This window comes from Streptococcus toyakuensis (assembly GCF_024346585.1).
GTDB lineage: Bacteria > Bacillota > Bacilli > Lactobacillales > Streptococcaceae > Streptococcus > Streptococcus toyakuensis.
The window spans coordinates 2039054-2055023 of the sequence record NZ_AP024523.1 but is presented as its reverse complement, the minus strand read 5'-3'; the positions used below and the strand labels follow the sequence as shown (position 1 = coordinate 2055023).

Genomic DNA, 15970 nt, shown 5'->3' with positions numbered 1-15970 from the left:
TGTTATAAAATTTTATCCACAGGTTGGGGATAAAATCAGAAACTATTGATTTATGAAGCTTTTTTTTGAAAAAAATAGTGGATAACCTTGTGAGATAAAAAAATAAAAGAACAGCCTTATTTCAGGCTGTTGATAATTCTACTGTATTCTTCTTGGTTTGAGAAAGCAATAATGATTTTTCCACTATCTTTTTTAGACAGTTTGATTTCTACATCTAATCCGAGTATTTTTTTTAACTGTTCTTCTTCATTTTGTATGAAATAATCATTTTTTTGCAGTTTCTTTTGTTTTTTCTCTGTCAGAAGAGCTTCTAACTTCCTTACAGAAATGTCTTCTTCTATAATTCGTTGAAAGAAATAGTCTTGTTGTTCCTTATTCAACCCAACTAGCGAACGCGCATGGGCTTGTGATAGTTGGCCATTTTCTACTTCTGAAAGGATCTGTTCTGGCAAGGACAGCAAGCGAATAGAGTTGCTGATATAAGGACGAGACTTGCCCATTTTATCTGCAATTTCAGCATGGGTAAATCCTTTCTCTACAAGAGATTCATAGGCGCGTGCTTCTTCTATTGGATTTAAATTTTCTCTCTGTAAATTTTCAATGATAGATTGGATCATCATCTCTTGATCTGAAAGCTGCTTAACAACAGCTGGGATATACCTTAGACCAGCTAAAAGTGAAGCCCGATAGCGTCTCTCTCCTGCAAGGATTTCATAACCAATAACAGGAGATTGACGAACAATAATCGGTTGAATGACCCCATTTTCTTTGATAGACTGTGCTAGTTCATGTAGTTTTTCTCCATCAAATTCTTTTCGAGGTTGATAGGGATTTTTTTGTATATCTGTGATAGAAATCATTTCAAATTTTTCCATGATTCTACACTAACACATCTTTTCACTTATGTAAAGCTTTCTTTACATAGATGTCAATTAAGATTCTAAATCACCTGAACTCTTGTCAAGTTTAATAGATGTAGTTTCTTCTTTACCGTTACGATAGTAAGTTATCTTAATGGTGTCTCCGATAGAATGATTGTAAAGAGCACTTTGTAAATCTGTTGATGAAGCAATCTCCTTATCATCTATTTTTGTAATAACATCGTATTTTTCAAGGTGACCATTGGCAGGCATATTGCTCTGCACAGAACGAACAACTACACCAGATGTTACATTGCTTGGAATATTCAGTCTTCTAATATCACTTGTATTAATATTTGAGAGATTGACCATTTGAATTCCCAAAGCTGGACGCGTTACTTTTCCGTTCTTTTCTAACTGTTCAATAATATTGATAGCATCATTTGCAGGGATTGCAAAACCAAGACCTTCTACAGATGTTCCTCCATTTGTGGCAATTTTACTTGAGGTAATTCCGATAACCTGTCCTTGAATATTGATTAGTGGACCACCAGAGTTACCTGGGTTAATAGCAGTATCAGTTTGGATGGCTTTTGTAGAAATGGCTTGTCCATCTTCAGATTTTAAGGACACATTTCGATTAAGACTAGATACGATACCTTGAGTGACAGTATTAGCATATTCAGAACCTAACGGGCTACCAATGGCAATAGCAGTTTCTCCTACGGTTAGCTTACTAGAATCACCAAATTCAGCTACTGTTGTCACTTTTTCTGAAGAGATTTTGACGACAGCAATATCAGAGAAAGTATCAGCTCCGACGATTTCTCCAGGTACTTTAGTTCCATCTGACAAACGAATATCTACTTTGCTGGCGCCATTTATAACGTGATTATTGGTGACAATATAAGCTTCTTTATCATTCTTTTTATAAATAACCCCAGATCCTTCACTAGAGATCTGCTGAGAATCTGTGTCAGTATCATCATTACCAAATACGCTATTTTGTCTGTTTGCTGAATAAGTAATAACTGAAACAACAGCATCTTTTACTTTGTTAACAGCCTGTGTTGTTGAATTTTCATTCTTATAGGCAGTCTGTGTAATAGTACTATTGTTGTTAGAGGTACTTACAGTACTTTTTTGAGTTAGTTGGTTTATTGAAAAGCTACCCAAGGCTCCACTAATAAAGCTAATGACGATAACGACTAATAATTGAAACCCTTTTTTGTAAAATGTTTTTAAATGTTTCATATTTGCCTCCATATTTTTGAATTACTGAAAGTATAAACTGACTAACTTAATTATAACTTAAACACAAAAAGTTTTTCACAGATTGTGGATAACTTTCAAAAATCTGTGGTTTTCTCGGCTAAAATTAACCTTTTATTTTGTGAATAAGATGTGAAAAAATAGAGAATATGTTAGAATAGAGTCATGAAAATTAAAGTTGTAACAGTTGGGAAACTGAAAGAAAAGTATTTAAAAGATGGTATTGCAGAGTATTCAAAACGAATTTCTCGATTTGCTAAGCTTGAAATGATAGAGCTAGCAGATGAAAAAACACCAGATAAGGCCAGTGAATCAGAAAATCAAAAGATTTTAGAAATAGAAGGTCAGAGAATTTTATCAAAAGTTGGTGACCGTGATTTCGTGATTGTGTTGGCTATCGAAGGGAGAACTTTCTCCTCAGAAGAATTTAGTAAGCAGCTAGAAGAAGCTTCTATAAAAGGATTTTCTACTCTTACATTTATTATTGGGGGGAGTCTGGGATTAGCACAGGATGTAAAAAAGAGAGCCAATCTCTCTGTTAGTTTTGGCCGTTTAACCTTGCCCCATCAGTTAATGAGACTAGTCCTTGTTGAACAAATCTATCGGGCTTTTACAATACAGCAGGGCTCGCCCTATCATAAATAGAAAATTGACTTTCAATTGAATTTTTGGTAGAATAATTGTATTAGGTCTCATAGCTCAGCTGGATAGAGCATTCGCCTTCTAAGCGAACGGTCGCAGGTTCGAATCCTGCTGGGATCAATATAATAGCAAAGCTGGGAATTTTCCCGGCTTTTTTCTTAAAAAAGTACACTTTGGGAGAAAAAAATGACAGTTGAGAGAATTTTATCTAAAACGAAATTCCATTTTGTATAATAGTTTTTGTAAGTTAGCTTACAAGAAAAAAACATTGAGGAGATTTTATTATGAAAAACACAGTTAAATTGGAACAGTTTGTAGCCTTGAAGGAAAAAGACTTGCAAAAGATTCAAGGTGGGGAGATGAGGAAATCAAATAATAATTTCTTTAATTTCTTAAGAAGAATATAAAGGAGTAGCAGAATGAATTTTTTCTTAGTAGTAGATTTTATATTATATTTTTTTATTATTAGTCACAGTTACCATTTAATTTGTAAAGGTCAAATAAATAGAAAAGAATTATTCTTTTTTGGTGCTTATACATTACTAGTAGAAGTAGTACTTGGCCTTCCCTTCTATCTTCTAAATTTAGATGGGTTAGGGATTGCAAGATTTTTATTTCCTTTGGGCTTATATTCCTATTTTCGATGGATTAAACAGTATGAGAGGGATAGAGGACTATTCCTAAGTTTACTACTATCTCTTTTATATGAGAGCACTCATAACTTTCTGTCCGTAACGTTCTCCTCTATAACAGGAGACAATTTTGTTTTACAATATTATGGCCTATTCTTTTTCGTTGTAACGGTATTGACTTATGTCGTTATCGTAACAATCATTCATTATTTCCATTTGGAACTAGCCTATTTTGACAAGGACTACCTTTATCCTTTCTTGAAAAAAGTATTTTTTGCTTTACTACTGCTCCATATTGTATCTTTCGTTTCAAATATGGTAAGTACGATTAAACATTTGAATAGCTTTGGAAGTATTTTATCATCTATTGTCTTTATCTCTTTACTTTTGACCTTCTTTGCAATGAATTCTCATAAAGTTCAAATGGAGAAAGAGATTGCTTTGAAGCAGAAGAAATTTGAACAGAAACATTTACAGAATTATACAGATGAAATTGTCGGTCTGTATAATGAAATCCGTGGTTTTCGACATGATTATGCTGGGATGCTTGTCAGTATGCAAATGGCAATTGACAGTGGTGATTTACAGGAAATTGACAGAGTTTACAATGAAGTTTTGGTCAAAGCAAATCACAAATTGCGTTCAGATAAGTACACTTACTTTGATTTAAACAATATAGAAGATTCAGCTTTACGAAGTTTGGTTGCTCAGTCCATTGTCTATGCTCGAAATAATGGTGTAGAGTTTACACTGGAAGTAAAAGATACGATTACCAAGCTCCCAATTGAATTATTGGATTTGGTTCGTATCATGAGCGTTTTATTGAACAATGCTGTCGAAGGATCGGCTGATAGTTATAAAAAGCAGATGGAAGTAGCAGTTATTAAGATGGAAACTGAAACAGTGATTGTGATTCAGAATTCATGTAAAATGACGATGATTCCTTCAGGAGATCTATTTGCATTAGGATTCTCCACTAAAGGAAGAAATCGCGGGGTAGGATTAAATAATGTGAAAGAACTACTAGATAAGTACAACAATATTATTTTAGAAACAGAGATGGAAGGCAGTACATTTAGACAAATTATTAGATTTAAGAGGGAATTTGAATGAAAGTTTTAATTTTAGAAGATGTTATTGAACATCAAGTGAGACTAGAAAGAATATTGGATGAAATTTCGAAAGAATCGAATATTCCAATATCATACAAGACAACAGGAAAAGTTCGTGAGTTCAAGGAATATATTGAAAACGACGAAGTAAACCAGCTTTATTTTCTAGATATTGATATTCATGGAGTTGAGAAAAAAGGGTTTGAAGTTGCCCAGTTTATTCGTCACCACAATCCTTATGCTATTATCGTCTTTATCACCAGTCGATCAGAGTTTGCGACTCTAACTTATAAATACCAGGTATCAGCCTTAGATTTTGTTGATAAGGATATCAATGATGAGTTGTTTAAGAAGAGAATTGAGCAAAATATCTTCTACACGAAGAGTATGTTACTTGAAAATGAAGATGTGGTAGATTATTTTGACTACAATTACAAGGGAAATGATTTAAAAATTCCTTACCATGACATTCTGTATATTGAAACGACAGGAGTTTCTCATAAATTGCGCATTATTGGTAAGAATTTTGCCAAAGAGTTCTATGGAACAATGACAGATATTCAGGAAAAGGACAAACATACCCAACGATTTTATTCTCCTCATAAGTCATTTTTTGGTAAATATAGGCAATATTAGAGAAATTGATCGAAAAAACCTAGAAATTGTTTTCTATGAAGATCATCGTTGTCCTATTTCAAGATTAAAAATTAGAAAATTGAAAGATATTCTAGAGAAAAAATCTCAAAAGTAATTGACAATTAGCAAGAAATTGATATAATGGTTATATCTGCTACAGATAGAAGGTCCGTTGGTCAAGGGGTTAAGACACCGCCTTTTCACGGCGGTAACACGGGTTCGAATCCCGTACGGACTATTTTATCCGCCATAGCTCAGTTGGTAGTAGCGCATGACTGTTAATCATGATGTCGTAGGTTCGAGTCCTACTGGCGGAGTATAGGTAAAAGGGAACACAACTGTGTTCCTCTTTTTGTATCAATTTGTATCACCAAGCATTTTCATAAGGAAGTCTGTTATTTCTTGAGGACTTTCTTTTTTTCCATGTGCAATCCAAGTTTGGCAGACACCAAAAAGTGCGTGAGTTAGATAGATGCTACTATATTCTAATTCAGTGGTATTGAGATTCAGTTGCATAAAGCGTTTTTGTAAATCTGTGCTGAGCATGATATGAAGTTTATTTCTTAAGAAATTTTGGATTTCTTTAGTCCCATTTTCAGAAAGAAGGGCAGCCAGAAGTGGTTCTGACTCTAGATATTCAAATACTTCTAAAATAGCATCTTTTTTGTGATGAGCATGTTTTTGAAAAATATATTCAAATGTATGGAATAGCTTGCTTTGATAGTGCTCAATCATATCATACTTATCCTTATAGTGCGTATAGAAGCTGGAACGACTAATTCCGGCTTTTTCTGCTAACTTGACAGTAGAAATTTGATCAAATGGTTGTTCCATCAGTAATTGTACCATAGCATTTTCAATAGTTCGCTTTGTTTTTAAGCGTTTGTTACTTTCTTGCATATTTTCTCCTTATAAACAAATTAGACTATATGTCTAAAAATGGATTTTTTATCTTGTAATTTAGATTTTTTATTGTATAATCTATTATATCAAAATTTTAGACAATATGTTTAAAAAAGGAGAAACTATGTTTAAAGAATGGAAAGCAATTTTTAAAAAACCAACTTTTATTATTGTCATGATAGGGATTTCTCTTATTCCCGCTCTGTACAATATCATATTTCTATCCTCAATGTGGGATCCATATGGTCAAGTGTCTGACTTACCTGTGGCAGTTGTCAATAATGATAAAGAGGCCTCTTATAATGGTAATAGCATGTCTATAGGAAAAGACATGGTGTCTAATTTAGAGCAAAATAAATCATTGGATTTTCATTTTGTAGATGAAGAAGAAGGTAAGAAGGGTCTAGAAAACGGTGATTATTATATGGTAGTCACTTTGCCAAGTGACTTGTCTGAAAAAGCAGCTTCTATTTTAACGGATCACCCTGAGCAAATGCAAATCGATTATCAGACTTCAAGTGGCCATAGTTTTATTGCCAGCAAGATGAGCGATTCTGCTATGACACAATTAAAGCAGAGTGTTTCTACCAATGTAACCGAGACTTATACTAAAGCTTTCTTTAACAAGATGGTCGATTTAAAGGATGGTATGAGTCAAGCAGCGTCTGGTAGTGAAAAACTAACTGATGGAGCGAATCAGTTAGTGGCAGGAAGTCAAACATTAACTACTAACCTACACTCTTTAGCAGATTCAAGTTTAACATTTTCAAATGGAACGGAGCAGTTTACTAAAGGATTATCCTCTTATGTCTCTGGTGTTGAACAACTTCATCTTGGATTAGGAAATTTTAATAGTGGTTTAGTTACATATACTGGTGCAGTGAGTCAATTAGATAGCGGATTAGGTCAATTATCTTCTAAAAGTCCTGAATTAGTAGGAGGAATCAATCAACTATATACTGGTGTAGAGTCCTATACTGGCGGTGTTTCTCGGCTCAATGCTGGTCTTAATCAATTTTCATCTGGTGTTAGTGCCTACACCAATGGAGTGGGAAGTCTTGCAACAGGTGCTAATCAGTTATCTAATCAATCAGCTACACTTCGAATGGGGGTGGAGCAATTAAGTGAAGGAATTCAACAACTTTCTAGCAAGTTAGATGCTTCGTCTGAGCAAAAAGATCAAATTAATCAATTATCTTCTGGTCTAAATCAGTTAAATCAAGCTATTCAAAATATTGATGTTGGAGATACAAAACAATTAGATTCTATTTTATCAAGTATAGTATCTCTTTCTAATCAAATGTTAGCAAGTGCTCAGTCTGATAAAGCGACTACATTAGCCAATATTCAATCGACAGCAGCTTATCAATCTTTGACAAGTGAGCAACAAGCTGAAATAAGTGCTTCTGTATCTCAAAATTCGACTGATAGTATTCAATCAGCACAGTCAATTGTAGCTTTAGCTCAAGGTTTACAGGGAAGTTTGGAAAACTTACAAAATCAGTCTTCTAATCTTTCGACATTAAAAAATCAAGCTAATCAAGTATTACCTATTGCTTCTACTTCTTTGACAGGATTGTCAAGTGGATTAACAGAAATACAGGGAGCAGTGACTAGTAAATTAGTTCCTGCTAGTCAGTCGATTACATCGGGGGTAAATGCATATACTGCGGGTGTTGATAAAGTTTCTCAAGGTGCAAGTCAACTAAGTGAAAAGAATTCCACCTTGACAGGTAGTTTGAACCAATTAGTTTCAGGCTCAACTACCTTGACACAAAAATCTTCTAACTTGACAGCAGGAGTTGGTCAATTAGTTGAAAAAACTCCAGAATTAGTGTCTGGTATTGAAAAATTATCAACTGGCTCCAACCAATTGAATCAAAAGAGTCAAGAATTGATAGCAGGAGTTGATAAATTGCAGTCAGGATCTAGCCAACTATCTGACAAATCCAGTCAGTTAATTTCAGGTGCTTCTCAATTAGAAAGTGGAGCTAATAAATTGGCAGATGGATCTGGGAAACTTGCAGAAGGTGGAACAAAGTTAACTTCTGGATTGGAAGGTTTACAGACAGGAGTTGCTTCTTTAGGACAAGGACTAAGTAATGCTAGTGATCAACTCAAATCAGCATCTACGGAATCTCAAAATGCAGAGATTTTGTCAAATCCTCTCAGTCTCTCCAAAACTGACAATGACCAAGTTCCTGTAAATGGAATTGCAATGGCTCCTTATATGATATCAGTTGCTCTCTTTGTTGCAGCAATATCAACGAATATGATATTTGCGAAGTTGCCTTCAGGACGTCATCCAGAGAGTCGTTGGGCTTGGTTGAAATCTCGAGCAGAAATAAATGGTATTATAGCTGTTTTGGCAGGAATTTTGGTATATGGAGGAGTTCATATTATTGGTCTAACTGCAAATCATGAGATGAGAACATTTATTCTCATTATCCTAACAAGTTTAGTATTCATGTCCATGGTGACCGCTTTAACAACATGGAATAGCCGTATAGGAGCTTTCTTCTCTCTTATTTTGCTTTTATTACAGTTGGCATCAAGTGCAGGTACTTACCCACTTGCTTTGACAAATGATTTCTTTAGAGCTATTAATCCCTGGTTACCAATGAGTTATTCAGTTTCGGGATTACGACAAACAATCTCTATGACAGGAAATATTCATCATCAAGTCATTTTCCTTGCCGTGATACTAGCTCTATTTATTGGTTTAGGTATGCTAGCCTATCAACCTAAGAAAATGGAAGAAGATTAAAAAAATCGACCGATTAATTGGTCGATTTTTTATGCCTTAGATGACTTTCGTCTGTGATTATAGGTTCCAAATAGTAAGAGAGAAGTAAAGGAACAAATTGCTCCAGTAATAAAACCATTGGGAATAAAGGAAAGTGTAATAGTTCCTTTCCCTTTAGGAATATCAACTTTCATAAAACCAGTTTGAGCTTGTTTAATTTCTATTTTCTTACCATCTTGGTAGGCAGACCAACCTTTGTCATAAGGAATGGTGAAGAAAATAGATGTATCTTGTTGGACATCATATGTAGCAAAAACCTTGTTTTTAGAAGTTGATACTGTTACAGGCTGTTCTTTGATTTTTTGAATTGCCTCAGTTAAAGTTTGGGTATCTAAACGATAGAAGGTAGGAGATTCAAATGATACTTGTAAATTTTCAGGGAAACTAACATTGATATTGAAAGTCTTTTTCTCTTTTGTATAGCCTAGATTAAAGAAGGAGAAGACATTATCAGTTGTAAAAGTTTTCTTTTCTCCATTTACAAGGATGTCAACTTTTTTTTGTTTGTCATTAGAAAAGTGAAGGTTTATGAAAGAAAGATAAACTTGACTGTTTTCGGGAACCTCAATTTGATACTGGATTTCTGCATCCTCATTTGAAGAACTTGTAACACTAATCAAATCATCAGTATTTTCAGTTTTTTCATAAGGTATTGGAGAAAAATAATCAAAATTGACGTTAGCAAGTTGATTTAAAAACGAGGCCTGATTATCCAAGGTATGTTCATTGAACTTGACATCATTGTAAACAGATTGACTAGCAAAGGCAATCGGAAGAGAGAATTGATTTTCATATAGGGTAAGATTATCTTTTTGATAGATATCTTTAAAACCATACTTATCAATAGGACTGTCTGAGATATTGTACTGGATGCCAAATAAACTATCAGCCAAAATACTATTATTGGCATAACGGAGATTGAGATTGGTCCCAGAGGATTTAAACCCAAGTTTATCCAAAGTAGAGCTTGCTGAACGATTTCGAACAGATGAAAATTGAGAGATTCCATTGTAGTTGAATTTCATACTGTCATTTCCTGTCTGAGTTTGTAGTTTTTCAGTACGAGTAAATTGATTTCCAATATATATTGAGAAAGATTCCATAGCTGGGATATCTCGATTATATGCACTTCGAGAAGCAAAGCCCCATTCTTTAGCAATTCCGTCCATTTGAGATGAAGCATTTAAACTTATTTCAACCATTATAAATAAAGAGATTAGAATGGCAAACAGTTTTACAGAGATAAACTTTTTGATAACTGCAAGGAGTAAAAGCGAATAGACAACCAAAAATTCAAGAGTAAGTAGAATATTCAAATCTGTTAAAAAAGAATAATGCGATTTTAGATAGATGGTAGTTAAAACCCCTGTTACTAGAAGAAAAAGTGAAACTAAAAAATTCCAGACTTTAAGTTCTTTCAGACGCTTTAAGACTTCCGCTGCTGTGTAAATTAACAAGGTAGAGAAAATCCAAGAATAGCGATGTAAAAACATATTTGGAGTATGCATACCTTGCCAAAATAAATCAAGAGCTTCTATATAAAAGCTTGCAATTAGAAATGCAAAGAAGATTGCATAGATAAGTTTCACGTGAAACTTAATAGATTTCAGCGTAAAAAATAAAATGGTCAAAATAAAGGGAAGTAGTCCAACAAAAATCATTGGGATGGCCCCATACTTTGTTGTGTCAAAGGAACCAATGAATTGTTTAGCAAAGAGATCAAGATACCAGCTACTTTCAGTTTGAAACTTTGTAATTCCAGTTAATTTTTCCCCATGTGTCTGTAAATCAAATAGAGTAGGAAGAGTCAGAATCAAACTAGCCATACCAGCTAAAACGGAGGTGATTATGAAATCAAGAAAAGATGATTTTCGAGTTTTAAAGTCCCAAGAAATTTGACAGAGATACCAGAAAATAAGAAACAATGCTGTCATATAGCCAAAATAATAGTTTTGGATAAATAAGATTGACAGACTTGTAAAGTATAATGAGAATTTCTTTTCAGTTATCAGTAGATGTAAACCAGTTATAATTAAAGGAATCAAGATAAAAACATCTAGCCAGGTTTTTATCTCTAACTGACTAATGGTAAAGCTCATCAGAGCATAAGAAGTGGATAAGGCTAGTTTTAAAGTTTGAGGGACATTTTTAAATAATTTATTTAAACTAAAGAAGGTTGACAAACTAATCAATCCAAATTTTAAGAGAGTTGTCAGATAGACAGCATCTGGCATATTAGTTAGATCAAAAAAGTAAACTAGAGGTGAAAGGAAACTTCCCAAGTAATAACTAGATAGGGCATAGAAATTTAATCCGAAACCACTTGTAAAGGTGTAAAACAGACTACCATTTCCATGTAGGATATTTCTTAGAGCTATATCAAAAATAACGTATTGATGAAAGCCATCTCCTAATAGAGGAGAGTTGTCGCTATTCCAGTAGATACCTTGAGATAGATATACTCCTATCATAATGATTATGGGAATGATGAAAGAAACAAAATAGGTCCAATATGTTTTAAAAAATAATTTCATGTTACCTCATAAAATGTTAGAAAACTCAGCTGGTTACCCCAACTGAGTTTTGAAGTTTTATTTAGTCTTTCCAAAGTTCTTTTACTTTTGCTTGTACTTCTGCATTTTCTAGGAATTCATCGTAGGTTTCATCAATACGATCGATGACGCCATTTTTAGATAAGACAATGATATGGTTAGCTAGAGTTTGAATGAACTCGTGGTCATGACTGGCAAAGATGATTGATTCTTTGAAGTTTTTCAATCCATCGTTCAAGCTTGAGATAGATTCCAAGTCCAAGTGATTTGTTGGATCATCAAGTACAAGGACATTTGATTTTAAGAGCATTAGTTTTGAAAGCATGACACGAACTTTTTCTCCCCCTGACAAGACATTTACAGGTTTGTTAACTTCATCTCCAGAGAAGAGCATACGGCCGAGGAAACCACGTAGGAAAGTATTGTCATCTTCTTCTTTACTTGCGAATTGACGCAACCAGTCAAGGATTGACTCTCCTCCTGCAAAATCTGCCGAGTTATCTTTTGGCAAGTAAGAACGGCTAGTAGTTACTCCCCACTTGACAGTTCCTTCATAGTCAATGTCCCCCATTATTGCACGAATTAATGCAGTCGTTTGGATGTCATTTTGACCAATAAGAGCTGTCTTATCACCTGGACGCAAGATAAAGCTGATATTATCTAAAATAGTCTCACCATCAATCTTTACAGTTAGATTTTCTACTGTCAAGAGATCATTACCAATCTCACGTTCCGCTTTAAAGTTGATAAATGGATATTTACGACTAGATGGAACAATTTCTTCTAGTTCAATCTTATCAAGCATTTTCTTACGTGATGTTGCTTGTCTTGATTTAGAAGCATTGGCAGAGAAACGAGCAACGAACTCTTGCAATTGTTTAATTTTTTCTTCTGCTTTGGCATTACGGTCTGCTAGCAATTTAGCAGCGAGTTCAGAAGATTCCTTCCAGAAGTCATAGTTTCCGACATAGAGTTTGATTTTTCCAAAGTCAAGGTCGGCCATGTGAGTACATACTTTGTTTAAGAAGTGACGGTCGTGGGATACTACGATAACTGTGTTATCAAAGTCAATCAAGAAGTCTTCTAACCAAGTAATCGATTGGATGTCCAAACCGTTGGTAGGCTCGTCCAATAGAAGCACATCTGGTTTACCAAAAAGTGCTTTGGCAAGGAGAACTTTTACTTTTTCACCGTTGGCCAATTCGCTCATGTTTTGATAGTGCAATTCTTCTGGAATGTTTAGGTTTTGAAGGAGTTGAGAGGCTTCACTTTCTGCTTCCCAACCTCCAAGCTCGGCAAACTCTCCTTCGAGTTCGGCAGCACGCACTCCATCCTCATCTGAGAAATTTTCCTTCATGTAGATGGCATCTTTCTCCTTCATGATGCTATAAAGTTTTTCATTTCCCATGATAACGACATCAATGGCACGTTCGTCTTCATAGTCAAAGTGATTTTGACGAAGAACAGAGAGACGTTCATCTGGACCAAGAGAGATGTGACCAGTAGTAGGTTCGATATCTCCAGCTAAAATTTTTAAAAAGGTTGATTTTCCGGCACCATTAGCACCGATCAATCCGTAAGTATTTCCTTCTGTAAATTTGATATTGACATCATCAAAAAGTTTGCGATCACTAAAACGTAGTGAAACATCAGATACTGTAAGCAATGTTTTTCTCCTATATATGTAATATATTTATTCTACTAGAAAATACGGAAATATTCAAATTTTTATCTATCAATTTTGTGTAAATTAAATTTACAGCATACTTTACACAAATCCGTAAATAGCAAGGCTGATTTATTTTGATAAATTACGGTTATTTCATTAAAAAAATGCTATAATTGAAGGGACTATATCGAAGGAGAACAAAATGACTAAACCCATTATTTTAACAGGAGACCGTCCAACAGGAAAATTGCATATTGGACATTATGTTGGAAGTCTCAAAAATCGAGTATTATTACAGGAAGAGGATAAGTATGATATGTTTGTGTTCTTGGCTGACCAACAAGCTTTGACAGATCATGCTAAAGACCCTCAAACCATTGTAGAGTCTATCGGAAATGTAGCTTTGGATTACCTTGCAGTTGGATTGGATCCAAGTAAATCAACTATCTTTATTCAAAGCCAAATTCCAGAATTAGCTGAGTTGTCTATGTATTATATGAATTTAGTGTCATTAGCACGTTTGGAGCGCAATCCAACTGTCAAGACAGAAATTGCTCAGAAGGAATTTGGAGAAAGCATTCCGACAGGATTTTTGGTTTATCCAATTGCACAAGCAGCTGACATCACAGCCTTTAAGGCCAACTATGTTCCTGTTGGGACAGATCAGAAACCAATGATTGAGCAGACTCGTGAAATTGTTCGTTCTTTTAACAATGCATATAACTGTGATGTCTTGGTAGAACCGGAAGGTATTTATCCAGAAAATGAGAGAGCAGGGCGTTTGCCTGGTTTAGATGGAAATGCTAAAATGTCTAAATCACTCAATAATGGTATTTATTTAGCTGATGATGCGGATACTTTGCGTAAAAAAGTGATGAGTATGTATACAGATCCAGATCATATCCGCGTTGAGGATCCAGGTAAAATTGAAGGAAATATGGTTTTCCATTATCTAGATGTTTTTGGTCGTCCAGAAGATGCTCAAGAAATTGCTGACATGAAAGAACATTATCAACGAGGTGGTCTTGGTGATGTGAAGACCAAGCGTTATCTACTTGAAATATTAGAGCGTGAACTTGGTCCTATTCGTGAGCGCCGTATCGAATTTGCTAAGGATATGGGAGAAGTTTATAATATGCTTCAAAAAGGTAGTGAAAGAGCGCGTGAAGTAGCAGGTCAAACCCTATCTGAGGTTAAAGGTGCAATGGGACTCAATTACTTTAACTAAGTTTATTTTACAAGAAACTATCATTTCTATCTCAAAGAAAAGATAGTTTTTTATTTACCCCTGTAATATTTGACAAATTTTTATAGAATGGTATGATAGATACAATATAAAAAGAGTCAAGCTCAAAAAGAAAGAAAAGAGGAAACTTCGAATGTCTAATTGGGACACTAAATTTTTGAAAAAAGGTTTTACCTTTGATGATGTATTGCTTATTCCAGCTGAAAGTCATGTGTTGCCTAACGATGCTGATTTAACAACTAAATTGGCAGATAATTTGACTTTAAATATCCCAATTATTACCGCTGCCATGGACACAGTTACAGAGAGTCAAATGGCCATTGCTATTGCTCGTGCAGGTGGTCTCGGAGTTATCCATAAAAACATGTCAATTGCTCAACAAGCAGACGAGGTTCGTAAGGTAAAACGTTCTGAAAATGGAGTTATTATTGATCCGTTCTTCTTGACGCCTGAACATACAATTGCTGAAGCAGATGAGCTTATGGGTCGTTATCGCATCAGTGGTGTTCCAGTTGTTGAAACACTTGAAAATCGTAAATTGGTTGGTATTTTGACAAACCGAGATCTTCGTTTTATTTCAGACTATAACCAACCAATCTCAAATCATATGACCAGTGAAAATCTTGTTACTGCTCCTGTAGGTACAGATCTTGCAACGGCTGAAAGCATTCTTCAAGAACACCGTATTGAAAAACTTCCGTTGGTAGATGAAGAAGGCCGTCTTTCTGGTTTGATTACTATCAAAGATATTGAAAAAGTTATTGAGTTTCCAAATGCTGCTAAAGATGAGTTTGGTCGTCTACTAGTTGCAGGTGCAGTAGGTGTTACTTCAGATACATTTGAACGTGCAGAGGCTCTTTTTGAGGCAGGAGCGGATGCGATTGTTATTGATACTGCACATGGTCATTCTGCAGGTGTCTTGCGTAAAATTGCTGAGATTCGTGCTCACTTCCCAGATCGTACTTTGATTGCTGGAAATATTGCAACAGCTGAGGGTGCACGTGCCCTTTATGAAGCAGGTGTAGACGTTGTCAAGGTTGGGATTGGCCCAGGTTCTATCTGTACTACTCGTGTGATTGCTGGTGTTGGTGTTCCGCAAGTAACAGCTATCTACGATGCTGCAGCTGTTGCGCGTGAATATGGTAAAACGATCATTGCCGACGGTGGAATCAAGTATTCTGGAGATATTGTAAAAGCCCTTGCTGCAGGTGGAAATGCCGTTATGCTTGGATCAATGTTTGCTGGAACTGATGAAGCTCCAGGTGAAACTGAAATCTTCCAAGGACGTAAGTTCAAGACTTACCGTGGTATGGGATCAATCGCTGCTATGAAAAAAGGTTCAAGTGATCGTTACTTCCAAGGTTCTGTCAATGAAGCAAACAAACTTGTTCCAGAAGGAATTGAAGGTCGTGTTGCTTATAAAGGAGCGGCAGCTGATATTGTCTTTCAAATGATTGGTGGTATTCGCTCTGGTATGGGTTACTGTGGTGCAGCGAACCTTAAAGAGCTACACGATAATGCTCAATTTATTGAAATGTCTGGTGCTGGTTTGAAAGAAAGCCATCCTCATGATGTACAAATTACTAATGAGGCACCAAATTATTCTATGTAAAAACAATAGAAAGAACTCCCGTGAAAAC

11 protein-coding genes, 3 tRNA genes and 1 pseudogene are annotated in these 15970 nt (G+C 35.2%); 10 read left to right on the top strand and 5 right to left on the bottom strand.

Features of this window, described 5'->3' with window-relative positions; all coding sequences use genetic code 11:
- Positions 1 to 116: 116 nt before the first annotated feature.
- Complete coding sequence (locus STYK_RS10230; RefSeq protein ID WP_020902614.1) at positions 117 to 875, bottom strand: ParB/RepB/Spo0J family partition protein; 759 nt, start codon at positions 873 to 875, stop codon at positions 117 to 119.
- Positions 876 to 932: 57 nt separating this feature from the next.
- Complete coding sequence (htrA, locus tag STYK_RS10225) at positions 933 to 2114, bottom strand: serine protease HtrA (protein WP_060627321.1); 1182 nt, start codon at positions 2112 to 2114, stop codon at positions 933 to 935.
- A gap of 183 nt (positions 2115 to 2297) precedes the next feature.
- Between htrA and rlmH the strand changes: the two genes are divergently transcribed.
- The 7 genes and pseudogenes from rlmH to STYK_RS10190 all read left to right on the top strand — a co-directional run bounded on the left by rlmH (position 2298) and on the right by STYK_RS10190 (position 5471).
- Positions 2298 to 2777 carry a 23S rRNA (pseudouridine(1915)-N(3))-methyltransferase RlmH gene (rlmH, locus tag STYK_RS10220; protein ID WP_060627322.1) on the top strand — a complete coding sequence of 160 codons (480 nt, stop codon included), beginning with the start codon at positions 2298 to 2300 and terminating at the stop codon, positions 2775 to 2777.
- Between the two features lie 43 nt (positions 2778 to 2820).
- Positions 2821 to 2894, top strand: a tRNA-Arg gene (locus tag STYK_RS10215).
- Between the two features lie 164 nt (positions 2895 to 3058).
- Positions 3059 to 3181 (top strand): competence-stimulating peptide ComC, encoded by a 123-nt coding sequence (gene comC / locus STYK_RS10210; RefSeq protein ID WP_060627323.1) that lies wholly within the window; start codon positions 3059 to 3061, stop codon positions 3179 to 3181.
- A gap of 12 nt (positions 3182 to 3193) precedes the next feature.
- Positions 3194 to 4519, top strand: coding sequence for a competence system sensor histidine kinase ComD (gene comD / locus STYK_RS10205; protein ID WP_084923904.1), 1326 nt, complete (start codon positions 3194 to 3196; stop codon positions 4517 to 4519).
- Positions 4516 to 5269: pseudogene (comE, locus tag STYK_RS10200) on the top strand (competence system response regulator transcription factor ComE). Before comD ends, comE begins: the two are co-directional and overlap by 4 nt.
- 51 nt (positions 5270 to 5320) lie before the next feature.
- Positions 5321 to 5392, top strand: a tRNA-Glu gene (locus tag STYK_RS10195).
- Positions 5393 to 5397: 5 nt separating this feature from the next.
- A tRNA-Asn gene (locus STYK_RS10190) sits at positions 5398 to 5471 on the top strand.
- Positions 5472 to 5511: 40 nt separating this feature from the next.
- Here the strand turns inward: STYK_RS10190 and STYK_RS10185 are convergent.
- The gene (locus tag STYK_RS10185; protein ID WP_001158273.1) at positions 5512 to 6054 is read right to left on the bottom strand and encodes a TetR/AcrR family transcriptional regulator; all 543 of its coding nucleotides are present in this window, start codon (positions 6052 to 6054) and stop codon (positions 5512 to 5514) included.
- A 127-nt stretch (positions 6055 to 6181) separates the two neighbouring features.
- Here STYK_RS10185 and STYK_RS10180 point away from each other — a divergent pair, with 127 nt between their 5' ends.
- Positions 6182 to 8824 carry a YhgE/Pip domain-containing protein gene (locus tag STYK_RS10180; protein ID WP_084923902.1) on the top strand — a complete coding sequence of 881 codons (2643 nt, stop codon included), beginning with the start codon at positions 6182 to 6184 and terminating at the stop codon, positions 8822 to 8824.
- Between the two features lie 29 nt (positions 8825 to 8853).
- Here the strand turns inward: STYK_RS10180 and STYK_RS10175 are convergent, their stop codons facing one another.
- Positions 8854 to 11397 carry a YfhO family protein gene (locus STYK_RS10175; protein WP_261805003.1) on the bottom strand — a complete coding sequence of 848 codons (2544 nt, stop codon included), beginning with the start codon at positions 11395 to 11397 and terminating at the stop codon, positions 8854 to 8856.
- A gap of 61 nt (positions 11398 to 11458) precedes the next feature.
- A complete protein-coding gene (locus tag STYK_RS10170) occupies positions 11459 to 13081 on the bottom strand; it encodes an ATP-binding cassette domain-containing protein (protein ID WP_000958782.1) in 1623 nt (540 codons plus the stop codon).
- A gap of 205 nt (positions 13082 to 13286) precedes the next feature.
- Here STYK_RS10170 and trpS point away from each other — a divergent pair, with 205 nt between their 5' ends.
- Both trpS and guaB read left to right on the top strand, forming a co-directional pair.
- Positions 13287 to 14312 carry a tryptophan--tRNA ligase gene (gene trpS / locus STYK_RS10165; protein ID WP_000165449.1) on the top strand — a complete coding sequence of 342 codons (1026 nt, stop codon included), beginning with the start codon at positions 13287 to 13289 and terminating at the stop codon, positions 14310 to 14312.
- A 151-nt stretch (positions 14313 to 14463) separates the two neighbouring features.
- Positions 14464 to 15942, top strand: coding sequence for an IMP dehydrogenase (gene guaB, locus STYK_RS10160; RefSeq protein WP_000073418.1), 1479 nt, complete (start codon positions 14464 to 14466; stop codon positions 15940 to 15942).
- The last annotated feature ends 28 nt before the right edge of the window (positions 15943 to 15970 follow it).

Coding starts and splice junctions, on each gene's coding strand:
- STYK_RS10230 (WP_020902614.1), bottom strand. CDS start 875: ATGGAAAAATTTGAAATGATTTCTATCACAGATATACAAAAAAATCCC.
- STYK_RS10180 (WP_084923902.1), top strand. CDS start 6,182: ATGTTTAAAGAATGGAAAGCAATTTTTAAAAAACCAACTTTTATTATT.
- STYK_RS10175 (WP_261805003.1), bottom strand. CDS start 11,397: ATGAAATTATTTTTTAAAACATATTGGACCTATTTTGTTTCTTTCATC.
- htrA (WP_060627321.1), bottom strand. CDS start 2,114: ATGAAACATTTAAAAACATTTTACAAAAAAGGGTTTCAATTATTAGTC.
- comC (WP_060627323.1), top strand. CDS start 3,059: ATGAAAAACACAGTTAAATTGGAACAGTTTGTAGCCTTGAAGGAAAAA.
- trpS (WP_000165449.1), top strand. CDS start 13,287: ATGACTAAACCCATTATTTTAACAGGAGACCGTCCAACAGGAAAATTG.
- guaB (WP_000073418.1), top strand. CDS start 14,464: ATGTCTAATTGGGACACTAAATTTTTGAAAAAAGGTTTTACCTTTGAT.
- STYK_RS10185 (WP_001158273.1), bottom strand. CDS start 6,054: ATGCAAGAAAGTAACAAACGCTTAAAAACAAAGCGAACTATTGAAAAT.
- comD (WP_084923904.1), top strand. CDS start 3,194: ATGAATTTTTTCTTAGTAGTAGATTTTATATTATATTTTTTTATTATT.
- rlmH (WP_060627322.1), top strand. CDS start 2,298: ATGAAAATTAAAGTTGTAACAGTTGGGAAACTGAAAGAAAAGTATTTA.